The 16999-nt window shown below is 68.6% G+C and carries 13 protein-coding genes; 8 read left to right on the top strand and 5 right to left on the bottom strand.

Translation table 11 applies throughout. The features are described 5' to 3' along the window. Window positions 1–792, bottom strand: coding sequence for a papain-like cysteine protease family protein (locus VLK61_RS27750; protein ID WP_325426157.1), 792 nt, complete (start codon window positions 790–792; stop codon window positions 1–3). A gap of 180 nt (window positions 793–972) precedes the next feature. Then, a complete protein-coding gene (gshA, locus tag VLK61_RS27745) occupies window positions 973–2499 on the bottom strand; it encodes a glutamate--cysteine ligase (RefSeq protein WP_325426155.1) in 1527 nt (508 codons plus the stop codon). Window positions 2500–2672: 173 nt separating this feature from the next. On the opposite strand from gshA, the gene VLK61_RS27740 reads away from it, so the two are divergent. Beyond that, window positions 2673–6692, top strand: coding sequence for a CHASE domain-containing protein (locus VLK61_RS27740; protein WP_325426153.1), 4020 nt, complete (start codon window positions 2673–2675; stop codon window positions 6690–6692). A 62-nt stretch (window positions 6693–6754) separates the two neighbouring features. Here the strand turns inward: VLK61_RS27740 and VLK61_RS27735 are convergent, their stop codons facing one another. Both VLK61_RS27735 and VLK61_RS27730 read right to left on the bottom strand, forming a co-directional pair. Beyond that, on the bottom strand, window positions 6755–7147 hold the full coding sequence (locus tag VLK61_RS27735) for a VOC family protein (protein WP_325426151.1): 393 nt from the start codon (window positions 7145–7147) through the stop codon (window positions 6755–6757). A 60-nt stretch (window positions 7148–7207) separates the two neighbouring features. After that, window positions 7208–7660 carry a hypothetical protein gene (locus VLK61_RS27730; protein ID WP_325426149.1) on the bottom strand — a complete coding sequence of 151 codons (453 nt, stop codon included), beginning with the start codon at window positions 7658–7660 and terminating at the stop codon, window positions 7208–7210. A gap of 388 nt (window positions 7661–8048) precedes the next feature. Between VLK61_RS27730 and VLK61_RS27725 the strand changes: the two genes are divergently transcribed. Genes VLK61_RS27725 through VLK61_RS27700 form a run of 6 tightly spaced genes read left to right on the top strand, consistent with a single transcriptional unit; the run spans window position 8049 to window position 13586 of the window. Beyond that, a complete protein-coding gene (locus tag VLK61_RS27725; protein WP_325426147.1) occupies window positions 8049–9095 on the top strand; it encodes an ABC transporter substrate-binding protein in 1047 nt (348 codons plus the stop codon). Next, window positions 9092–10177 carry an ABC transporter ATP-binding protein gene (locus VLK61_RS27720; protein ID WP_325426145.1) on the top strand — a complete coding sequence of 362 codons (1086 nt, stop codon included), beginning with the start codon at window positions 9092–9094 and terminating at the stop codon, window positions 10175–10177. The genes VLK61_RS27725 and VLK61_RS27720 overlap by 4 nt, the downstream gene beginning before the upstream one ends. Beyond that, window positions 10174–11031, top strand: coding sequence for an ABC transporter permease (locus VLK61_RS27715; RefSeq protein WP_325426143.1), 858 nt, complete (start codon window positions 10174–10176; stop codon window positions 11029–11031). Before VLK61_RS27720 ends, VLK61_RS27715 begins: the two co-directional genes overlap by 4 nt. 1 nt (window position 11032) lies before the next feature. Continuing rightward, window positions 11033–11821: an ABC transporter permease gene (locus tag VLK61_RS27710; RefSeq protein ID WP_325426141.1), complete on the top strand. Its 789-nt coding sequence runs from the start codon at window positions 11033–11035 to the stop codon at window positions 11819–11821. Continuing rightward, complete coding sequence (locus VLK61_RS27705) at window positions 11821–12594, top strand: GntR family transcriptional regulator (protein ID WP_325426139.1); 774 nt, start codon at window positions 11821–11823, stop codon at window positions 12592–12594. Before VLK61_RS27710 ends, VLK61_RS27705 begins: the two co-directional genes overlap by 1 nt. Before the next feature lie 23 nt (window positions 12595–12617). Next, window positions 12618–13586, top strand: coding sequence for an isopenicillin N synthase family dioxygenase (locus VLK61_RS27700; protein ID WP_325426137.1), 969 nt, complete (start codon window positions 12618–12620; stop codon window positions 13584–13586). A gap of 29 nt (window positions 13587–13615) precedes the next feature. Here the strand turns inward: VLK61_RS27700 and VLK61_RS27695 are convergent, their stop codons facing one another. Next, the gene (locus tag VLK61_RS27695) at window positions 13616–14770 is read right to left on the bottom strand and encodes a sensor histidine kinase (RefSeq protein ID WP_325426135.1); all 1155 of its coding nucleotides are present in this window, start codon (window positions 14768–14770) and stop codon (window positions 13616–13618) included. A gap of 234 nt (window positions 14771–15004) precedes the next feature. Here VLK61_RS27695 and VLK61_RS27690 point away from each other — a divergent pair. Then, window positions 15005–16999: PAS domain-containing protein (locus VLK61_RS27690; RefSeq protein WP_325426133.1), on the top strand; the 1995-nt coding region annotated here is incomplete at its 3' end.

The following is a 16999-nucleotide window of genomic DNA, read 5'->3' as shown; positions in this document are numbered from 1 at the left end:
CTACTTGTGCCAGATCTGGTCCATGCGATCGTTCACCGTCGCCGCCGCTTCATAGCGCTGCGCGAAGCTCACGAAGACCTCCTTGTACGGCAAGGCCATGCCCGGGTCGTGCACGGTGACGAAGGAGCCGAAGACGCTGCCGTCGCCGATCAGCTCGCTGATCACGCGGATGTGCAGGAAGGGCGACAGGCCGACCACGCCGATGGCGCCGTGGTGCAGCAGCTGGTCTCGCCAGCCGGGCAGCGAGAAGTTGATCGGCGGCTCCACGCGCATGCCGATGGATCGGGTGTAGCGGCCGGTGTTGGCCGGCGGCAAGCCCTGGTTGGTGTTGAACATGTTCAGGTAGCCGGGGCCGGGGTCGTTGGCATCGGCAGTCTTCATCACCGTCTCGATCATCACGCTCGCGCGGTCGCGTGCGGCCACCAGCATGGTGCCGGCTGCCGCCCAGCAGACCATGCTGGTCTTCTGGCGCACATGCGAGATCGGCTCCACCGAGACCTTGACGTTGCCGCCCGGCCGCTCGCTGGTGTTGGCAATGTGGTTCAGCCGGCCCAGCGTGCGGCCGCGCGGGTCGACCCGGGCATCGGGCGTGAACAGCGTGCCCAGCTGCACCGTCTGGAACTGCTGGATCGCCGTGAGCGTCTTGGGGCCGATCAGCCCGTCGACGGCCAAGGGTGGCGTCGGTCCGCCCCAGCCGACCGGCACGCCATTGAGCAGCGCCTGCACCTTGCTGACGTCGGCCGCACGATTGGCGCCGCCGGTTCCCACCGAGCCGCTGATGACCTGATCCATGCGGACCCCACCTCTTGAAGGTGGCGCAACAGATCGGGTTGCGCCCTCACCGAACCGCACATCGCGTGACGGTGAGCAGACGATAGGTTCCGGCGGCCCGATCGGCCAGGGACCAAAGCAACATGGCCATGGTCACCTTGACAAGGCGACCCCAGCGGCTGCGGCGGCGCCGCAGGGGCTTCAGGCGGCGAGCGCCACGCCCAGCTGTTCCACCGCCAGGTATTGCTGGCGAAACGCTTCGAAGGGCAGCGTGTCGGTGGCTTCCTTGGCGCGCTGGTCGATCACCGACTTCTGCGCCAGTTGCCGGAAGCGCGCGTCCAGCGCCTCGGCATACGGCAAGGCCAGCAGCGCCTGCCGCGTGCGGTGCGACTGCGCCACCGTGAAGCGGGTGTGCGAACGGTCGAATTCCCGCACCATCGCCGCCAGCACGCGTGCCGAGGGCGTGGTGTCCGGTGCGTGCAGGCGGGCCGCGGCGTCGGCCAGTGCGTCGCGGTGCGCCTGCCCGCCCTGGGCCTGGTCCAGCGCCAGCGCGATCGGTTCGCACTGCCGCAGCAGTTCGTCGCCCCAGTCGCTGAGACTCATCTCGTGGCCGTCGCGCTCGAGCATCAGCCCGGGCTTGCGGCCATGTTCGGCCGCGCGGTGCTGGTTGCGCCCCAGCGCGGCAATCTCGGCCGGCGTGTCGGGCGGGCTGTCGCTCAGCAGGCAGTGCAGCAGGAAGACATCGAGCAGCCGCATCGTCGGCACCGCGATGCCCACCGGCTCGAAGGGGTCGAGGTCCATCAGCCGCACCTCGACATATTCGACGCCGCGCTCGCGCAGTGCGTGCAGCGGGCGCTCGCCGCGGCGGATCACGCGCTTCGGGCGGATGGTGCCGTAGAACTCGTTCTCGATCTGCAGCAGGCTGGTGGCCAGCTGGTTGTATTCACCGCCGGGATTGCGCACGCCCAGGGTTTCGTAGGCCGGGTAAGGCCGCGTCATCGCGTCCTGTAGCGACGCGGCGTAGCTGTCCAGGCTGTTGTAGCTGACGCTCAGCGACGCCTGCGCATCGCTCTGGTAGCCCAGGCGGCCCATGCGCAGCGAGGTGGCATGCGGCAGGTGCAGCGTGTGCTCGGCCAGCGGCTGCAGTGGGTGGTCGCGGCCGGCCACGAAGCTCGAACACACCGCCGGCGAAGCGCCGAACAGGTACAGCAGCAGGAAGGAATGGCGGCGGAAGTTGCGGATCAGCGAGAAGTACTGCTCACTGCTGACACCGGGCATCGACCAGTTGTAGTGGATGCCCGAGATGGTCTGCATGCGCCGGCCGTAGCGGTGGCCCAGGCCCATGCGGTAGATGCTCTTGGCGCGGCCGACGTTGGAGGTGCCGTAGCGGCCGATCGGGATCGTCTCGTCCGAGGGCAGGCCGCAGGGCATGCTGCCGACCCACAGCATCTCGTCGCCGATGGCGCGGTAGGCGACCTGGTGGATCTGCGTCAACTCGGCCAGGCAGGCCTCGGGCGAGGCATGCACGCCGGTGATGAACTCCAGCTGCGATTCGCTGAAGTCGGTGGTGATGTGCGGGTGTTCGAGCGCCGAGCCCAGCGCTGCCGGGTGGGGTGTCAGCGCCAGGTGGCCCTGCGCATCGGCCCGCAGGCTTTCTTTCTCGACGCCACGGCGGATGCCCTGGAGCCTGTCGGGCGTGAGTGCACCCAGGTGTTGCTGCAGGCCCATGTCTCGTCTCGTGGTTTTGTCGTGGGCCGGAAAGGTACCACGGGTGTTGACAGCGCCACGGCTGCAAGGCCAAACCGCCTTGTGCTAGGCCGAAGATCCGGGAAGATGGCGTCGATTCGGCTATCACTTTCCGCACTTTGCGCGGGTCGATCGACCGACAATCCACGGTAACCATGAGCAAGCCCGGCCGCATTCCGATTCGCCTGCTGGCCGAATCCCTGGTCATCGTGGCCGGGGTGGAAGTCGCCGTGCTGGCCGTGCTGCCCTGGCTGGCGGCGCCGCGGCACGGCGCCGCGGCGATGGCCGTGCATGCGCTGGCCCTTGTGCTGCTGGCCGCCCCGCTGCTGTACTGGCGCGGCATGGCGGCGGTACGCCAGCTGCTGCAGCTGCGGGCCGCGGCGGTGCCCGCCGGCGCGCTGCCCCTCACGCTGCAAAGCCACGAACAGCGTCGGCGCCGGGCGGTGGCCATGACCGCGGCCGCGCAGTGCGTCGGCATCGCGGTGACGGCAGCGATCGTCAGCTACATGAAGCTGCAGATCGACGACGACATGCACCAGCGCTTCGACCGCCATGTCGAGCGGCTGGAGGCCGAGGTGCTGCGCCGCTTCAACCAGCCGGTGTCCAGCCTGAAGGATGCACGCAGTGCCCACCAGGCCTCGATGGCGGTGGGCCGCTCGCAGTTCCAACGCTATGTGGCCTCGCGCAACCTGCTGCAGGAACTGCCCGGCGTGCGCGCCTTCGGCCTGGTGCAGCGCGTGGAGCGCAGCGACCTGGCACGCTTCACCGAGGCAGAGCAGACCGACGGCGCACCGAACTTCCAGCCGCGCGACGGTGGGACCGCGGCCACGCTGTTCGTGGTCAAGCACATCGAACCGCTGGCGTCCAACGCGCAGGCCTGGGGCATGGACCTTGGTGCCGACCCGCTGATGCACCAGGCCATCGAGCGCGCCGTGGCCAGCGGCCAACCCACGCTGGCCCGCGATGGCGGCATGCTCCAGGGCGGGGAGCCGGCGCCCGGCTTCGTGGTGCTGGTGCCGCTGTATGGCCCGGCCAGCGAACCCGGCACCGCCGAGTTGCGCCGTGCCGCGCTCAGCGGACTGCTGTTCGCACCGCTGTCGACCGCCGGACTGCTGGACGGCGTGACCACCGCCGCGGCCGACGGCATGCTGGACTTCGAACTCTTCGATGGCGACGGCACGCTGGCCTCGCAGTTGGTGTTCGATGCCGACGCTCACCTCAGCGCGGCGCAGGGCGCCATCGCGGCGCACAGCTACCAGGGCCGCCTGCTGCACACCAGCCGCAGCCTGACCATCGGCGGACGGGTGCTGACCCTGCGCACCAGCACCCTGGCCGCATTCGAGGCCTCGGTCGACCGCCGGCCGCTGCTGTACGTCGCGCTGGGCGGCGCCCTGCTGAGCCTGCTGCTGGCACTGGTGGTGTGGGCGCTGGCCTCCGGCCGCATCCGCGCCCAGTCGCTGGCCGAACGCATGACCGCCGACCTCGAGCGCCTGGCGCAGGTGGTGCGGCACACCTCCAACGCGGTGACCATCACCGACCCGCAGCTGCGCATCACCTGGGTCAACGAAGGCTTCACGCGCATCAGCGGCTACGACCTGGCCGCCGCGCTGGGCCGCACGCCGGGCGAGCTGCTGGGCAGCGGCAAGGCCGACCCGGCCGTGCTGCAGCAGGTGGCCGACGCCGCGGCCGCCGGCCGGGGTTGCCGCGTGGAGATCCTCAACCGCGCCCGCGATGGCCGCGAGTACTGGATCGACACCGAGGTGCAGCCGCTGCGCGATGCGCAGGGGCACCTGACCGGTTTCATGGAGATCGGCAGCGACATCACCGACAAGCGCCGCGCCAGCGAAGCGCTGACGGCGGCCACCGAGGGGCTGCAGGAAAAAGAACACCTGATGCGGCTGGTCACCGACAACATGCCAGGCCGCATCGCCTACTGGGATGCGCGGCTGTTGCTGCGCTTCGGCAATGCCGCCTTCTTCAAGCGCTTCGGCGCGGCCGCCGGCAGCCTGGGCCAGCCCGCGGCCCAGGTGCTGGGCGAGCGCTTCCGCAACGGCGCGCTGATGGCCGCCGCCGCGCAAGGCCGCGCGCAGAGCATCGAACGCGAAGAGCTCGGATCCGACGGCACGCCGGTGCAGACGCTGACGCACATGATTCCCGACATGCGCGAGGACCGGGTCTGCGGCTTCGTCGCGCTGACGCTGGACATCACCGCCGCCAAGCGCACCGAAGCGCAGCTGCGCAGCACCAACCACGAACTCACGCTGGCGCGCGACCACGCCGAGCAGGCCAGCGTGGCCAAGAGCCAGTTCCTGGCCAACATCAGCCACGAGATCCGCACGCCGATGAACGCCGTGCTTGGCATGCTCAAGCTGCTGCACAACACCCCCTTGACGCCGCGCCAGCGCGACTACGCCGGCAAAGCCGAAGGCGCGGCCCGCGCGCTGCTCGGCCTGCTCAACGACATCCTCGATTCGTCGAAGATCGAAGCCGGCAAGCTGGCACTGGACCCGCGCCCGTTCCAGCTGCGACGGCTGATGGACGACTTGTCGGTCATCTTGTCGGCCAACCTCGGCGCCAAGCTGGTGGAGCTGCGCTTCGACATCGCCGCGCAGGTGCCGGTGGCGCTGGTCGGCGACGACCTGCGCCTGCTGCAGATCCTGGTGAACCTGGGCGGCAACGCCATCAAGTTCACGCCGCTGGGCGAGGTGGTCGTCGCGGTGCAGCTGCTGGCGCTGAACGACGGCGTCGCCCGGCTGGCGTTCTCGGTGCGCGACACCGGCATCGGCATCCCGCCCGAGCAGCAGCAGCACATCTTCAAGGCCTTCTCGCAGGCCGAAGCCTCGACCACGCGCCGTTTCGGCGGCACCGGGCTGGGCCTGTCGATCTGCCAGCACCTGGTGGGGTTGATGGGCAGCGGCATCAGCCTGCAGAGCACACCCGAAGTCGGCAGCTGCTTCAGCTTCGAGCTCGACCTGGCGCTGGCTCCCGAAGCGCCGGTGGCGCTGCCATCGCCGCGCAACGCCGGCGCCATGGGCGAGGCCGGCCCGTGCAGTGCCGGTCCGCGCCTGGCCGGCCTGCGCCTGCTGGTGGTCGAGGACAACGCCAATAACCAGCAAGTGGCGCGGGAGCTGCTGGAAGCCGAAGGCGCGCAGGTGCACCTGGCCGCCGACGGCGAACAAGGCGTGGCCGCGGTCACGGCCGCAGTCACCGAGGCGAACCCGGCCTTCGATGCCGTGCTGATGGACCTGCAGATGCCGGTGATGGACGGCTACACCGCCGCCCGGCAGATCCGCCTGCTGCCGGGGCGGGCGAGGCTGCCGATCATCGCGATGACCGCCAACGCGACGGCCATCGACCGCGATGCCAGCCTGGCCGCCGGCATGAACGGCCACATCGGCAAGCCCTTCGACCTGGACCAGCTGGTGGCCACGCTGCTGCGCCATGTGCGCCCCGACGCGGCGCGCCCGGTGGCGCCCCGGCGCACGACGGCCGCGCCCGCGATCTTGCCTTCAGCGCTGGCCGACAGCTTCCAGCAGCAAGGCCTGGATCTCGCTGCGGCCGTGCGCCGCCTGGGCGGCCGCAGCGAGGTGTGGCTGCGCAGCGCCGCCTCCTTCGCGCAGGAGCTGCCCACCGTCGCGCGGGATCTCGGCCGTCTGCTGGCGCAGCAGCGCCATGCCGAAGCCGCGCGGCTGATGCACACGCTCAAGGGCATGAGCGCCACACTGGGTGCCACGCAGCTGGCGGCCCGGGCGGCAGAGGCCGAATCCGCGCTGGGCCGGGCCGCTGAAGGTGGCACGCCGGCGCTGCAGATCGACGATCTGGCGCAGGCCATCACGCAGGGCGGCCGGCTGCTGCAAGCCGCGGTGGAACAACTGGGCGCCGCACAGGCCGGCACCGCCGCCGAAGCGCCGATGGCGACCCACGATCCCGCCGCGCTGCAGGCTCTGCTGCAGCCGCTGGCCGTCTTGCTGCGGGCCTCGGACATGGCCGCCACCGACGCCTTCGCCGCGCTGCAAGCCACGCAGCCAGCGGCCTGGGGCCCCGCACTGCAGCCGCTGGGCGAGGCGATGGCGCGGCTCGATTTCGAGCGCGCAGCGCAGCTGTGCGACCAATTGATCGCCGCGCTGCCCGACCCAAAGCGAGCTTCACGGGCGCATCCATTCCCAGTGATCTGAATTCGCATCGGTGGCGAATGAATGAGGTGAACTGCACGGCGCCGGTACCCGGCGCGCGGCAGCTACTGCGCGTGTTCCCGCGCGTAGCTGACGGTCAGAATCTCCCACTGGTGGCCGTCCGGCTCGTTCCAGTAAATCATCCTTCCGCCATAGTGCGTATTGATCTCATTGTCGACAGCCCCCCTGACATCGCTTCGATAGCCGATGCCGGCGGCCCGGATGCGCCCGAGGATCTGGTCGAACTCGGCATCGCCGACCTTGAAGCAGAAGTGATAGACCGGAAAATCCTCGTCCGTCTGGATGAAGTCCAGCGTCAGCTTGTCATTGACATACACGGCGAAGAACGGCCCTTCTCTGGCAGGACCGCAGCGAACCCCCAGCAGTTCAGCCAGTTGCCGCGCCGAGGCATCCCTGTCGTGCGACGGCACGATCGTGTGGTCGAGTTGTATGCCCATGGCCAGACCTCCGTTCGCTGGGGCGGTACGCCGGCGACACGCGCCTCGCGTCGCGCACCGTCAGGGTTGGTAGCACGCGCCCCTGGGATCCACCTCGATCCGGATCAGGTCGGCAGAGGTCACGTTGAATCGATTGCCGGCCGCGTAGATCAGGCAACCCTCGCCTTCAAACAGCACCTGCATGCGGCGTGCGTCATTGCCGTAATAGAACGGAATCCAGCGCTTGCCAGACTCGTAGCGATGAAACTGCGTGGGTTGCCGGCCCATCAGCCCATTGACCTCGTCGGCGCTCATGCCGATCTGGATTTTCGAGAAGCCGCTGGCGGGTGCCGGATTGCCGACGACCTCCCCATCGTAAGTGCCATCGCGGGACTTCACGATGCGGGCTTTCTCGGCCGGACCCATTCCCGCGGACGCAGAGGCCTGGGCAGCGCTGCTGTCGGTGCTGCGAGGAGCGGACGCGCAGGCAGCGAGCACGAGGCCAAGGAACGAAATGACGACAAGGCGTTGCATGGCAAATGGCGCTGCGGGTGGGAACGCAAGGATAGCCTGTCGGCGAACCGGCAAAACCGCTGAATTCGCACTGCGTCGCGCTCGACCGGCCCGCATGAAGGGCGCGGGTGTCGCCTAGGCGACTGATGCAACAGCGACCCCTCCAGGATCGCTGCGGCCGCTTGTTGCAGTGCACCAACAGGTGGAAACAAGCACTCCCTTGAAGACGCCACTGCCGGGAAACCCAGGAAATCCGGGCGCTTCAGCCCATTCCGCGCCCCGCGGCCGATGTGCAGTTCGGTCGGCGTGCCCTTGGCCGAGCCTAGGCCATTGCCATGACCGTTTGACCCGTGACGGCGATTCCCAGCAAAATTTCCGTATACAAAAATATTGCTCAGGGAAAAGTGAAATGGATACTCCGAGTCGGCGCCATGCCGTGCATGCGCTCGCGGGTTTGATAGGCACGGGCGTCCTGGGCCTGCCGCGCGTGCGCGCGGCGGCCCAGGAACTCGTGGTCACCACCTATGGCGGCAGCTGGGAGAAGTTCTGGCGCGCCACGCTGGTGCCGGGCTTCACCGCCAAGACCCAGATCCGCCCCACGCTGGACATCGGCCTGGGCCGCACCTACATGGCCACGATGCGCGCCGCCGGCGTCGGCAAGGCGCCCTACGGCGTGGTGATGACGAACGAGATCTATGCCTCGGTGCTGCGCGCCGAAGGCCAGTTCCAGAAGCTCGATCGCGCCTTGATACCCCACTACGCCGACCTGTACCCGATCGCCACCGCCGCGGCGGACGGCTGGGGCGTGGTCGGCCTGGTCTCGCCAATCGGCATCGGCTACCGCACCGACCTGGTCAAGACCCGGCCGACCTCCTGGAAGGACCTCTGGACCAACCCGGAGTTCAAAGGCCGCATCGGCCTCTACGGCATCCAGAACACCGCCGGCAAGATGATGTTGATGCTGGCCTCCAAACTGTATGGAGGCGACATCCACAACATCGACGTCGGCTTCAAGAAGCTGGCCGAACTGGGCCGCGTGCTGCAGACCGACTTCAACATGTCGACGCTGATGGCGGCCGGCGAAATCATCGTCGCGCCCTTCGACTTCGGCGAGATCGCGCGCCTGCGCAGGCAGGGCCTGCCGGTGGACTGCATCACGCCCGAAGAAGGCCTGCTGATGTGGGACCAGACCTTCAACATCCCGCAGGGCGCGCCGGCCGGCGCGGCGCACGCCTACATCGACTACATCCTCAGCCCCGAAGGACAGACCGTGCTGATGAAGGAGTTCTTCGTCTCGCCGGTGAACCGCAAGGTAGTGGTGCCCGACGCGCTGAGAAAAGACATCCCGATCTCGGGTCGCGAGATGGAACGCTTCCTGCCTTGGGACTGGGCCTTCATGAACAAGCACACCGAAACCATCACCCGACGCTGGAACGACGTGGTGGGCAAGGCATGACCACCGTCGTGATCCAGTCGCTGGTCAAGCGCTACGGCGCCACCACCGCCGTCGACGGCATCTCGCTGCAGATCGAGCATGGCGAGTTCATCTCGCTGCTCGGCCCCAGCGGCTGCGGCAAGACCACCACGCTGCGCTGCCTGGCGGGCTTCGAAACCATCGACGAAGGCCGCATCCTGTTCGACGGCCGCGATGTCGCCGGCCTGCCGCCGGAAGAGCGCGACATCGGCATGGTGTTCCAGAGCTATGCGCTGTTTCCGCACATGACGGTGGCCGGCAACCTGGCCTTCGGGCTGGAGATGCGCAGGCTGCGCCAGGCCGAGATCGACCGGCGCGTGCGCGCGGTGCTCGATCTGGTGCAGCTCGGCGGCCTGGGCGCACGCTACCCGCGCGAGCTGTCGGGCGGGCAGCAACAGCGCGTGGCGCTGGCGCGCGCGCTGGTCATCGAGCCGAAGATCCTGCTGCTCGACGAGCCGCTGGCCAACCTGGACGCGACGCTGCGCGACGAGATGCGCACCTTCATCCGCGACCTGCAAAAACGCGTCGGCATCTCGACGCTCTATGTCACGCACGACCAGGCCGAGGCGATGACCATGTCCGACCGCGTGGTCGTGATGTTCGGCGGGCGCATCGCCCAGGCGGCCTCGCCCGAGGTGGTCTACGACATGCCGGCCAGCGCCGCGGTCGCTCGCTTTGTCGGTCAGGCGAATGTCGTTCCCGGCGTCGTCGGCGTGCGGGCCGATGGGCTGCCGGCGATCCATTCGCCGGTCGGCCTGCTGCCGCTGCCTTTGGGCCTGCAGCTGGCCATCGGCACGCGGCTGTCGGTGGTGGCCCGGCCGCAGGCCATCGGCCTGAGCGCCGCCCGCGCCGCCAACAGCGCAAGCGCTGACGGTGCAGCCGCCGGCGGCGTGGCGGCCAACATCGCCGCGCGCTACTTCCACGGCGCCTTCATCGACTACCGCGTGGCGGTCGGTGGCCAGATGCTGTCGGTGCAGGCGCCCGCGCCGGCGCGCCACCAGGCCGGCGATGAAGTGCAGCTGGGTTTCGATGCGGCGCGCTTGTGGGCCGTCGAGGCCGCGTGACGCTGCAGGCCTGGCCGGCGCCCTGGCGTCCCTGGTTGTTGATCGCGCCGGCCACGGCGCTGATCGGCCTGTTCATGGTGCTGCCCTACCTGAACATCGTCGTGATGAGCCTGCGCGAGCCGGCGACGAACATGCCCTATGGCAGCGGCTTCTCGGGCGCCGGCTACGCCAAGTTCTTCGCCGACTTCTACTACGCCGGCGCCTTGCTGCAGACGCTGTGGATCGGCCTGCTCAGCACCGCCGTGTGCCTGCTGCTCGGCTTTCCGCTGGCCTGGCAGATCGTGCGCGCGCCGGCGCGCCGGCGCGCGCTGCTGTACGGCATCGTGCTGTCTCCGCTGCTGGTGGGCATCGTCGTGCGCAGCTACGGCTGGACCATCCTGCTCGGCAACAACGGCGTGATCAACCGTTGGCTGCTCGATCTGGGCTGGATCCAGGCGCCCTTGCCGCTGATGTACAACAGCCTCGGCATCGTCGTCGCGCTGTCGCATGTGTTCCTGCCCTTCATGGTGCTGCCCATCATGGGCGCGCTGCAGGCCATCGACCCGGCGCTCGACAACGCGGCCCGTTCGCTGGGTGCGACACCGCGGCGCGTGTTCCGCCGCATCGTGCTGCCGCTGGCCCTGCCGGGCATCCAGGCGGGTGCGATCCTGGTCTTCGTGCTGGCGGTCAGCGCCTATGTCACGCCGGTGCTGATGGGCGGCATGCGCGTCAAGACGCTGGCCGTGATCGTCGTCGAAACCCTGATCGACCAGTTCCAGTGGCCCTTCGGTTCGGCGCTGGCGCTGATCCTGTCGGCCAGCGTCACGTTGCTGGTGCTGGTCTTCATGCGCCTGACGCGCATGCCTTGGAAATAACATGTTACGCAACCGTCTCCTGCTCAGCCTGTTCTGCCTGCTGGTTTATGTCTACCTGCTGGCGCCGATCTTCGTCGTCGTCGGCGCATCGTTCAACGACGGTGCGTTCCTGACCTTCCCGCCGCACGGCCTGTCGCTGCGCTGGTTCGCGGCCTTCCTCGACAACGCGGTCTTCATGGATGCCATCGTGCGTTCGCTCTGGCTCGCGCTGGCGGCAACCGTGATCTCCTGCGTCATCGGCGTGGCCGCCGCGCTCTACCACGTGCGCCACGCCGTGCGCACCCGGGAGGCGCTGCGCATCGCCGTGCTGCTGCCGCTGCTGCTGCCCGAGGTGCTGACGGCGATGGCCCTGCTGTTCTTCTTCCACACCATCGGCCTGGGCGCGCGCTTCGGCATCGGCATGCTCATCGGCCATGTGCTGATCACGCTGCCCTTCGTCTTCCTCAATGTCGTGACCGCGCTGCACGGCGTCGACCTCAACTGCGAACTGGCCGCACGCAGCCTGGGCGCGCGCCCGTGGACACGCTTTCGCCGCGTCACGCTGCCGCTGATCAAGCCCGGCGTCATCAACGGCTGCCTGTTCGCCTTCATCATCTCCTTCGACACCTTCGGCATCTCCTACCTGCTGAAAGACGTGGGCAGCGCCACGCTGCCGCTGCAGCTGTTCGACTACCTGCGCTTCAACTTCACACCGGAGGCCGCGGCGGTTTCGACGATGAGCATCGGCATGGCGGTGCTGGCGGTGGTGGCGACCGAGAAACTCGTCGGGCTCAAGGTCGAGCGCTACTGATGGCAAGCTCCTTGCCCGGCGATGGCCCCGAGGACCCGGCGTTTTCGCCGCTCGCCCTCGACATGCTGGCCCTGCTGGAAAACAAGATCATCACACGCGAGTTCGCGCCCGGCGCGCGGCTGATCGAGGCCGAGCTGTGCGAATTCTTCAAGATCAGCCGCACACCGCTGCGCGAGGCGCTGCGGCTGCTGGAAGCCAGCGGCCTGGTGACGCGCCGGCCACGCTACGGCGTGCATGTGGCGCCGATGACGGTGGAGAACCTCGACCACCTCTACAGCTGCCGCGTGCCGCTGGAGTCCCTGGCTGCGGCCACGCTGGCCGCCCTGCCCACACGCGCGGCCGCCGTGGGCCGGCTGGCGAACTGCCTGCTGCGCATGGAACAAGCCCATGCGCAGCGCCAACCCGAAGCCGGCTTCCAGGCCAATGTCGAATTGACGCGCGTGCTGCACCGCGAGTGCGGCAACCCGGTGCTCGCCGGCCTGCTGGCCCAGCTGAGCAAACCGGCCCTGCGCTACCGCCACTGGGCCTACCTTGAGCAGGTGACGATGCTGCCGCTGGCCATTCGCGCCAACCGCCAGATGATCACCGCGATCCGCGCCGGCAACGCGCCGCGCGCCGAGGCCATCGTGCGAGACCTGGTGCTGCGCGCCTGGACGCTGACGCGCGAGGCGTTCATCGCCCACCCGAAGATGTTGGACAACGCCGCACGCCTGCAATTGCACCCGGGCGCGCCGCGGCGTGGCCCGGGCCGGCCGCGCAGCACGCCGCATTGACTATTGAAAGCAGGAGACACCCGGTGTCCATTCCCGTGATCGATCTGGAAGAGAACCTCGAGACCCGCATCGCCACCGCCGGGCGCGCGGCGGCGGCGCTGTACCAGGCCTTGAGCACGATCGGCTTTGCTTACATCCGCGGCCACGGCATCGCAGCGGCGACGATTGCTGCCGCGTTTGCCGCATCCCGCGAGTTCCATGCCTCGACGCTGGCGCAGAAGCAGTCGATCGCGATCAACGCCTTCCACCGCGGCTACATGGGCCTGGCCAGTTCGACCATCGTCACCTCGTCAGTGGACCGGGTGACGCAGCCCAACATGAGCGAATCGCTGATGCTGATGCACGACCTGCGGCCGGACGACCCGGCGCTGCTGGCCGGCGAGCCCTTGCAAGGCCCCAACCAGTGGCCGCACTGGCTGCCCAGCTTCAGGCCGCACATCGACCGCTACCGGCGCGAGGTCGACGCGGTGGCGCGCCACCTGGTGCGCCTGATCACCATCAGCCTGGGCCTGCCGGCGCATGCGCTGGCCCGGCACTTCGAGCGGCCGACGACCTTTCTGCGCATGCTGCACTACCCGCCGCAGGCGCCCGGCCTGGACGAGACTTTCGGCTCGGCCCCGCACACCGATTACGGCATGATCACCCTGCTGGCGCAGGACAACGCCGGCGGCCTGCAGGTGCGGCCACGCGGTGGCGACTGGATCGATGCGCCGCCGATGGAAGGCTGCTTCGTGCTCAACGTCGGCGACATGCTGGCGCGCTGGACCAACAAGCGCTTCGTCTCGACACCGCACCGCGTCATCAACCGCTCCGGCTTCGACCGCTATTCGCTGCCCTACTTCTTCGACCCCGGCATGGACAGCGTGATCGAGTGCCTGCCCACCTGCACCGACGCAGCCCACCCGCGGCAGTACCCGCCGGTGCGCTACGGCGACTACCTGCTCGAACGCCTCAACAAGAACTACAGCTATCGCCAGGCCATCGAACGCTGAATTGCAGCGTCCCTGATCGCGCCTGCGTCTCAGGCCGGCGGTGGATCGCTGCGTACCGACGCGCCGTGCTGCGCTGCGACCAGCGTGAAGCGGAAGCAGGCCCCTTCGCCGGGCGCGGCCTGCGCCCAGATCCGACCGCCGTGCCGCTGCACGATGCGTTGCACGATCGACAAGCCCACGCCGCTGCCTTCGAAATCCTCGGGCCGGTGCAGGCGCTCGAAGGCGCTGAACAGCTTGTCGGCACGCGCCATGTCGAAGCCGGCGCCGTTGTCGCGCACACGGAACACCGCTTCGCCGCCTTCGTGATCGCAGCCGATGACGACCTCGGCCGGCGTGCTGTCACGCGTGAACTTGAACGCGTTGGACAGCAGGTTCACGAAGACTTGGCGCAACAGCGCGGCATCGGCTGTCGCCTGCGGCAGCGGCTCGATGCGAACGTCGATCCGGCGCTGCGGCTCGCGCAGGCGCAACTCATCGACGACGCCGCGCACCAGCGCATCGACCGCCACGGCTTGCAGTTCCAGTGCCTGCCGTCCCAGGCGCGACAGGCGCATCAGGTCGTCCAGCAAGCGGCTCATGCGCCTGGCTTCGCTTTCGATCTGCCGGAGCCAGCGGCCGGCCTGTTCCGGCAACTGGGCACTGAAGCGCCTGGACAACAGCGTGCTCAGGCCCAGCAGGCCATTCAAGGGCGATCGCAGGTCGTGCGAGGCCGACCGCGTGAAAGCATCCAGTTCGCGATTCGAGGCTTCCAGCTCCAGCGCATGCTCGTGCAGGCGTTGCGCCAGTCGGGCGTTCTCGACACGCAGGCTGCGCATCGCCAGCGCGCGCTGCAGCACCGGCAGGATGGCGCTCATCCTGAACGGCTTGAGGATGTAGTCGTGCGCGCCGGAACGCATCGCCTCGACGGCGGTGGAGATCGTGCCTTCACCCGTCATGATGACGCCCACGAGCTGGGGATCGATGCGCAGCGCCTCGCGCAGCAGCGTGATGCCGTCCATCTCCGGCATCGCCAGGTCGGCGAGCAGCAGGTCGGCGCCCTGCTGGTGCAGTGCCGTCAGGGCCGCCCGGGCGTCGGTGAAACCGCAGGTCTGGTAGCCCTGATCCTGCAGCGTCTCGCACAGCGCACGCATCTGCGCTGCTTCGTCATCGACGATCAGCAGTCGGGCCTGCGCATCTTGAGTCATGGTGATTTGCCGATCGGCTCCCAACACGGCCAGTGGACAGAATAATGTGTTTTGTGCGTGGCACAAGTTTCACCGGCGCGGACCCTGCAGTCTGCCGTTTTCAATCCCCTGATAACGTGATGGGGTTGCGTGCATCGGGGCTTGGCCTAAAGATGCCTGCTTGCTTGACTCTTGGACCGCACTGGTGCTTTGCAGAGGGAGAGAACGACACATGTCGTCGGCCTGGGGGTGCGCATGAAGTTGCCATTCCGCCTGCCGCAGGGGTCACTGCGTGCCAGGCTGGCCACGCTGCTGGTGCTGGTCTCGCTGGTGCCGCTGGTCATCAGTGCCTATGTCGACATCCGGCAGCGGCAGGCCCAGTTGCTCGACAACATGCATCAGGTGCTGCAGGCGCGCGCCGAACAACTGGTGCGCGAACTGGACAGCTTCCATCGCGCCCACCAGCGTTCGGTGGACCGGCTCGCCCACTTTCCCGACACCGCCGACTTCTGCGCGGCCAATGCCGACCAGCAGGCCGCCTCACGCGCCGCGATGGCGAGGCTGCTGTCCACCTTCCCGGCCAGCGACCCGGCCATTGGCGGTGCCGCCGTGCTGGACCGCAGCGGCAAGGTGCTGGTGGCGACCAACCCGGCGGTCAATGGCACCGACCTGGGGTTCCGCCCGCATGTGCGCGCCGCACTGCAGGGCAACGCGGCCGTCTCCGACATCCACCTCACGGTGGCGCAGGGCGGCGAACAGCCCTCGATCAGCTACGTGATGCCGCTGCGCGGACCCGATCAGCAGGTCACCTGCGTAGCGCTGCTGCTGGTGCGCGCCAAGGCCATCTGGGACATCGTCAAGACCTCCAACGAACAGGCCGGGCCCGGCAGCTTCGCGGAGGTGTTCGATCCGCTGGGCATCCGCATCGCCCACACCTACAGCGCTGACCTCGTGTTCCATCCCGGCGGCACGCTGGATGCCGCGACGGTGGCCAGGCTGGTGGCCGAGCAACGTTTCGGCACGCGCACGCGCGCCCTGCTCGACGACGTGCGCGCCTTTCCCGCGCAGTTCGAACGCGCACGTTCGAGCGCGCCTGACCTGTCGGTGTTCAGCGGTGTTGCGCCCGTCAACCAGGCCCTGAACCATGGCGTCGCGCGCCGCTTCGGGACGGTGCCGTGGACCGTCTTCTACATGTCGCCGGCGGCCAACATCGAGGCGCAGATCGAACAGATGACGCTGCAGAAGACGGCACTGGCCGGCGGCATCATCGTGCTGGCGATGGGCGTGGGCCTGTTCGTCGCCGCCGGCATTGTGCGGCCGGTGCGCTCGCTCACCGCCGCCACGGCCGCCATCGCCGGCGGCGACCTGAGCACCCGCGTGGCCGACCGCCGCAACGATGAGCTGGGCCAGCTCGGCAGCAGCTTCAATGCGATGGCCGAGCGCATCGAGCAGCAGTCCACCGCGCTGGGGCGCGCGCGCGACGACCTGGAGCTGCGCGTGCAAGAGCGCACCGCGGAACTCACGCGCACCGCCGAGCGCCTGCAGGCCGAGGTGCTGGAGCGGCAGCGTGCCGAAGCCGCGATCCGCGAGAGCCAGCAGCTGCTGCAGGCGATCATCGACAACACGCCCGCGGTGATCTACGTCAAGGACGTGCAAGGTCGCTACATGATGGTGAACCGGCGCTACTCGGAGCTGTTCCACCTGCGCGGCGATGCCGTCATCGGCAAGTCCGATCGTGAACTGTTCCCGGCCGAGACGGCCGCCGCGGTCGGCGCGGTGGACCAGCGCGTACTGGACGCACAGGCGCCTGTCATCGAGGAAGAGGTGATGCCGCACGACGACGGGCCGCACACCTATCTGTCGGTCAAGGCGCCGCTGCGCGACGAACACGGCAGCGTGCATGGCGTGTTCGGCATCTCCACCGACATCACCGAGCGCAAGCAGGCCGAAGCGCGCCTGCAGGATCAGTTCGAGCGCCTGAACCTGCTGGACCAGATCACCAGCGCCATCGGCGAGCGCCAGGACCTGCAAAGCATCTACCAGGTGGCGGTGCGCAGCGTCGAGGAGCGCCTGCCGGTGGACTTCAGCTGCGTGTGCCTGTACGACGAACTCGACAAGATGCTGACCGTCACGCGGGTGGGCGTGCGCAGCGAGGCCCTGGCGATGGATCTGGCGATGAGCGAACGCTCGGCCGTGCCGATCGACGAAAACGGCCTGTCGCGCTGCGTGCAAGGCCACCTGGTCTACGAC

It is taken from the genome of Aquabacterium sp. (genome assembly GCF_035476535.1).
Classification (GTDB): Bacteria; Pseudomonadota; Gammaproteobacteria; order Burkholderiales; family Burkholderiaceae_C; genus Pseudaquabacterium.
This window is presented reverse-complemented; position numbering and strand designations above follow the sequence as displayed.

Coding starts and splice junctions, on each gene's coding strand:
- VLK61_RS27720 (WP_325426145.1), top strand. CDS start 9,092: ATGACCACCGTCGTGATCCAGTCGCTGGTCAAGCGCTACGGCGCCACC.
- VLK61_RS27695 (WP_325426135.1), bottom strand. CDS start 14,770: ATGACTCAAGATGCGCAGGCCCGACTGCTGATCGTCGATGACGAAGCA.
- VLK61_RS27730 (WP_325426149.1), bottom strand. CDS start 7,660: ATGCAACGCCTTGTCGTCATTTCGTTCCTTGGCCTCGTGCTCGCTGCC.
- VLK61_RS27705 (WP_325426139.1), top strand. CDS start 11,821: ATGGCAAGCTCCTTGCCCGGCGATGGCCCCGAGGACCCGGCGTTTTCG.
- VLK61_RS27725 (WP_325426147.1), top strand. CDS start 8,049: ATGGATACTCCGAGTCGGCGCCATGCCGTGCATGCGCTCGCGGGTTTG.
- VLK61_RS27735 (WP_325426151.1), bottom strand. CDS start 7,147: ATGGGCATACAACTCGACCACACGATCGTGCCGTCGCACGACAGGGAT.
- VLK61_RS27750 (WP_325426157.1), bottom strand. CDS start 792: ATGGATCAGGTCATCAGCGGCTCGGTGGGAACCGGCGGCGCCAATCGT.
- gshA (WP_325426155.1), bottom strand. CDS start 2,499: ATGGGCCTGCAGCAACACCTGGGTGCACTCACGCCCGACAGGCTCCAG.
- VLK61_RS27740 (WP_325426153.1), top strand. CDS start 2,673: ATGAGCAAGCCCGGCCGCATTCCGATTCGCCTGCTGGCCGAATCCCTG.
- VLK61_RS27710 (WP_325426141.1), top strand. CDS start 11,033: ATGTTACGCAACCGTCTCCTGCTCAGCCTGTTCTGCCTGCTGGTTTAT.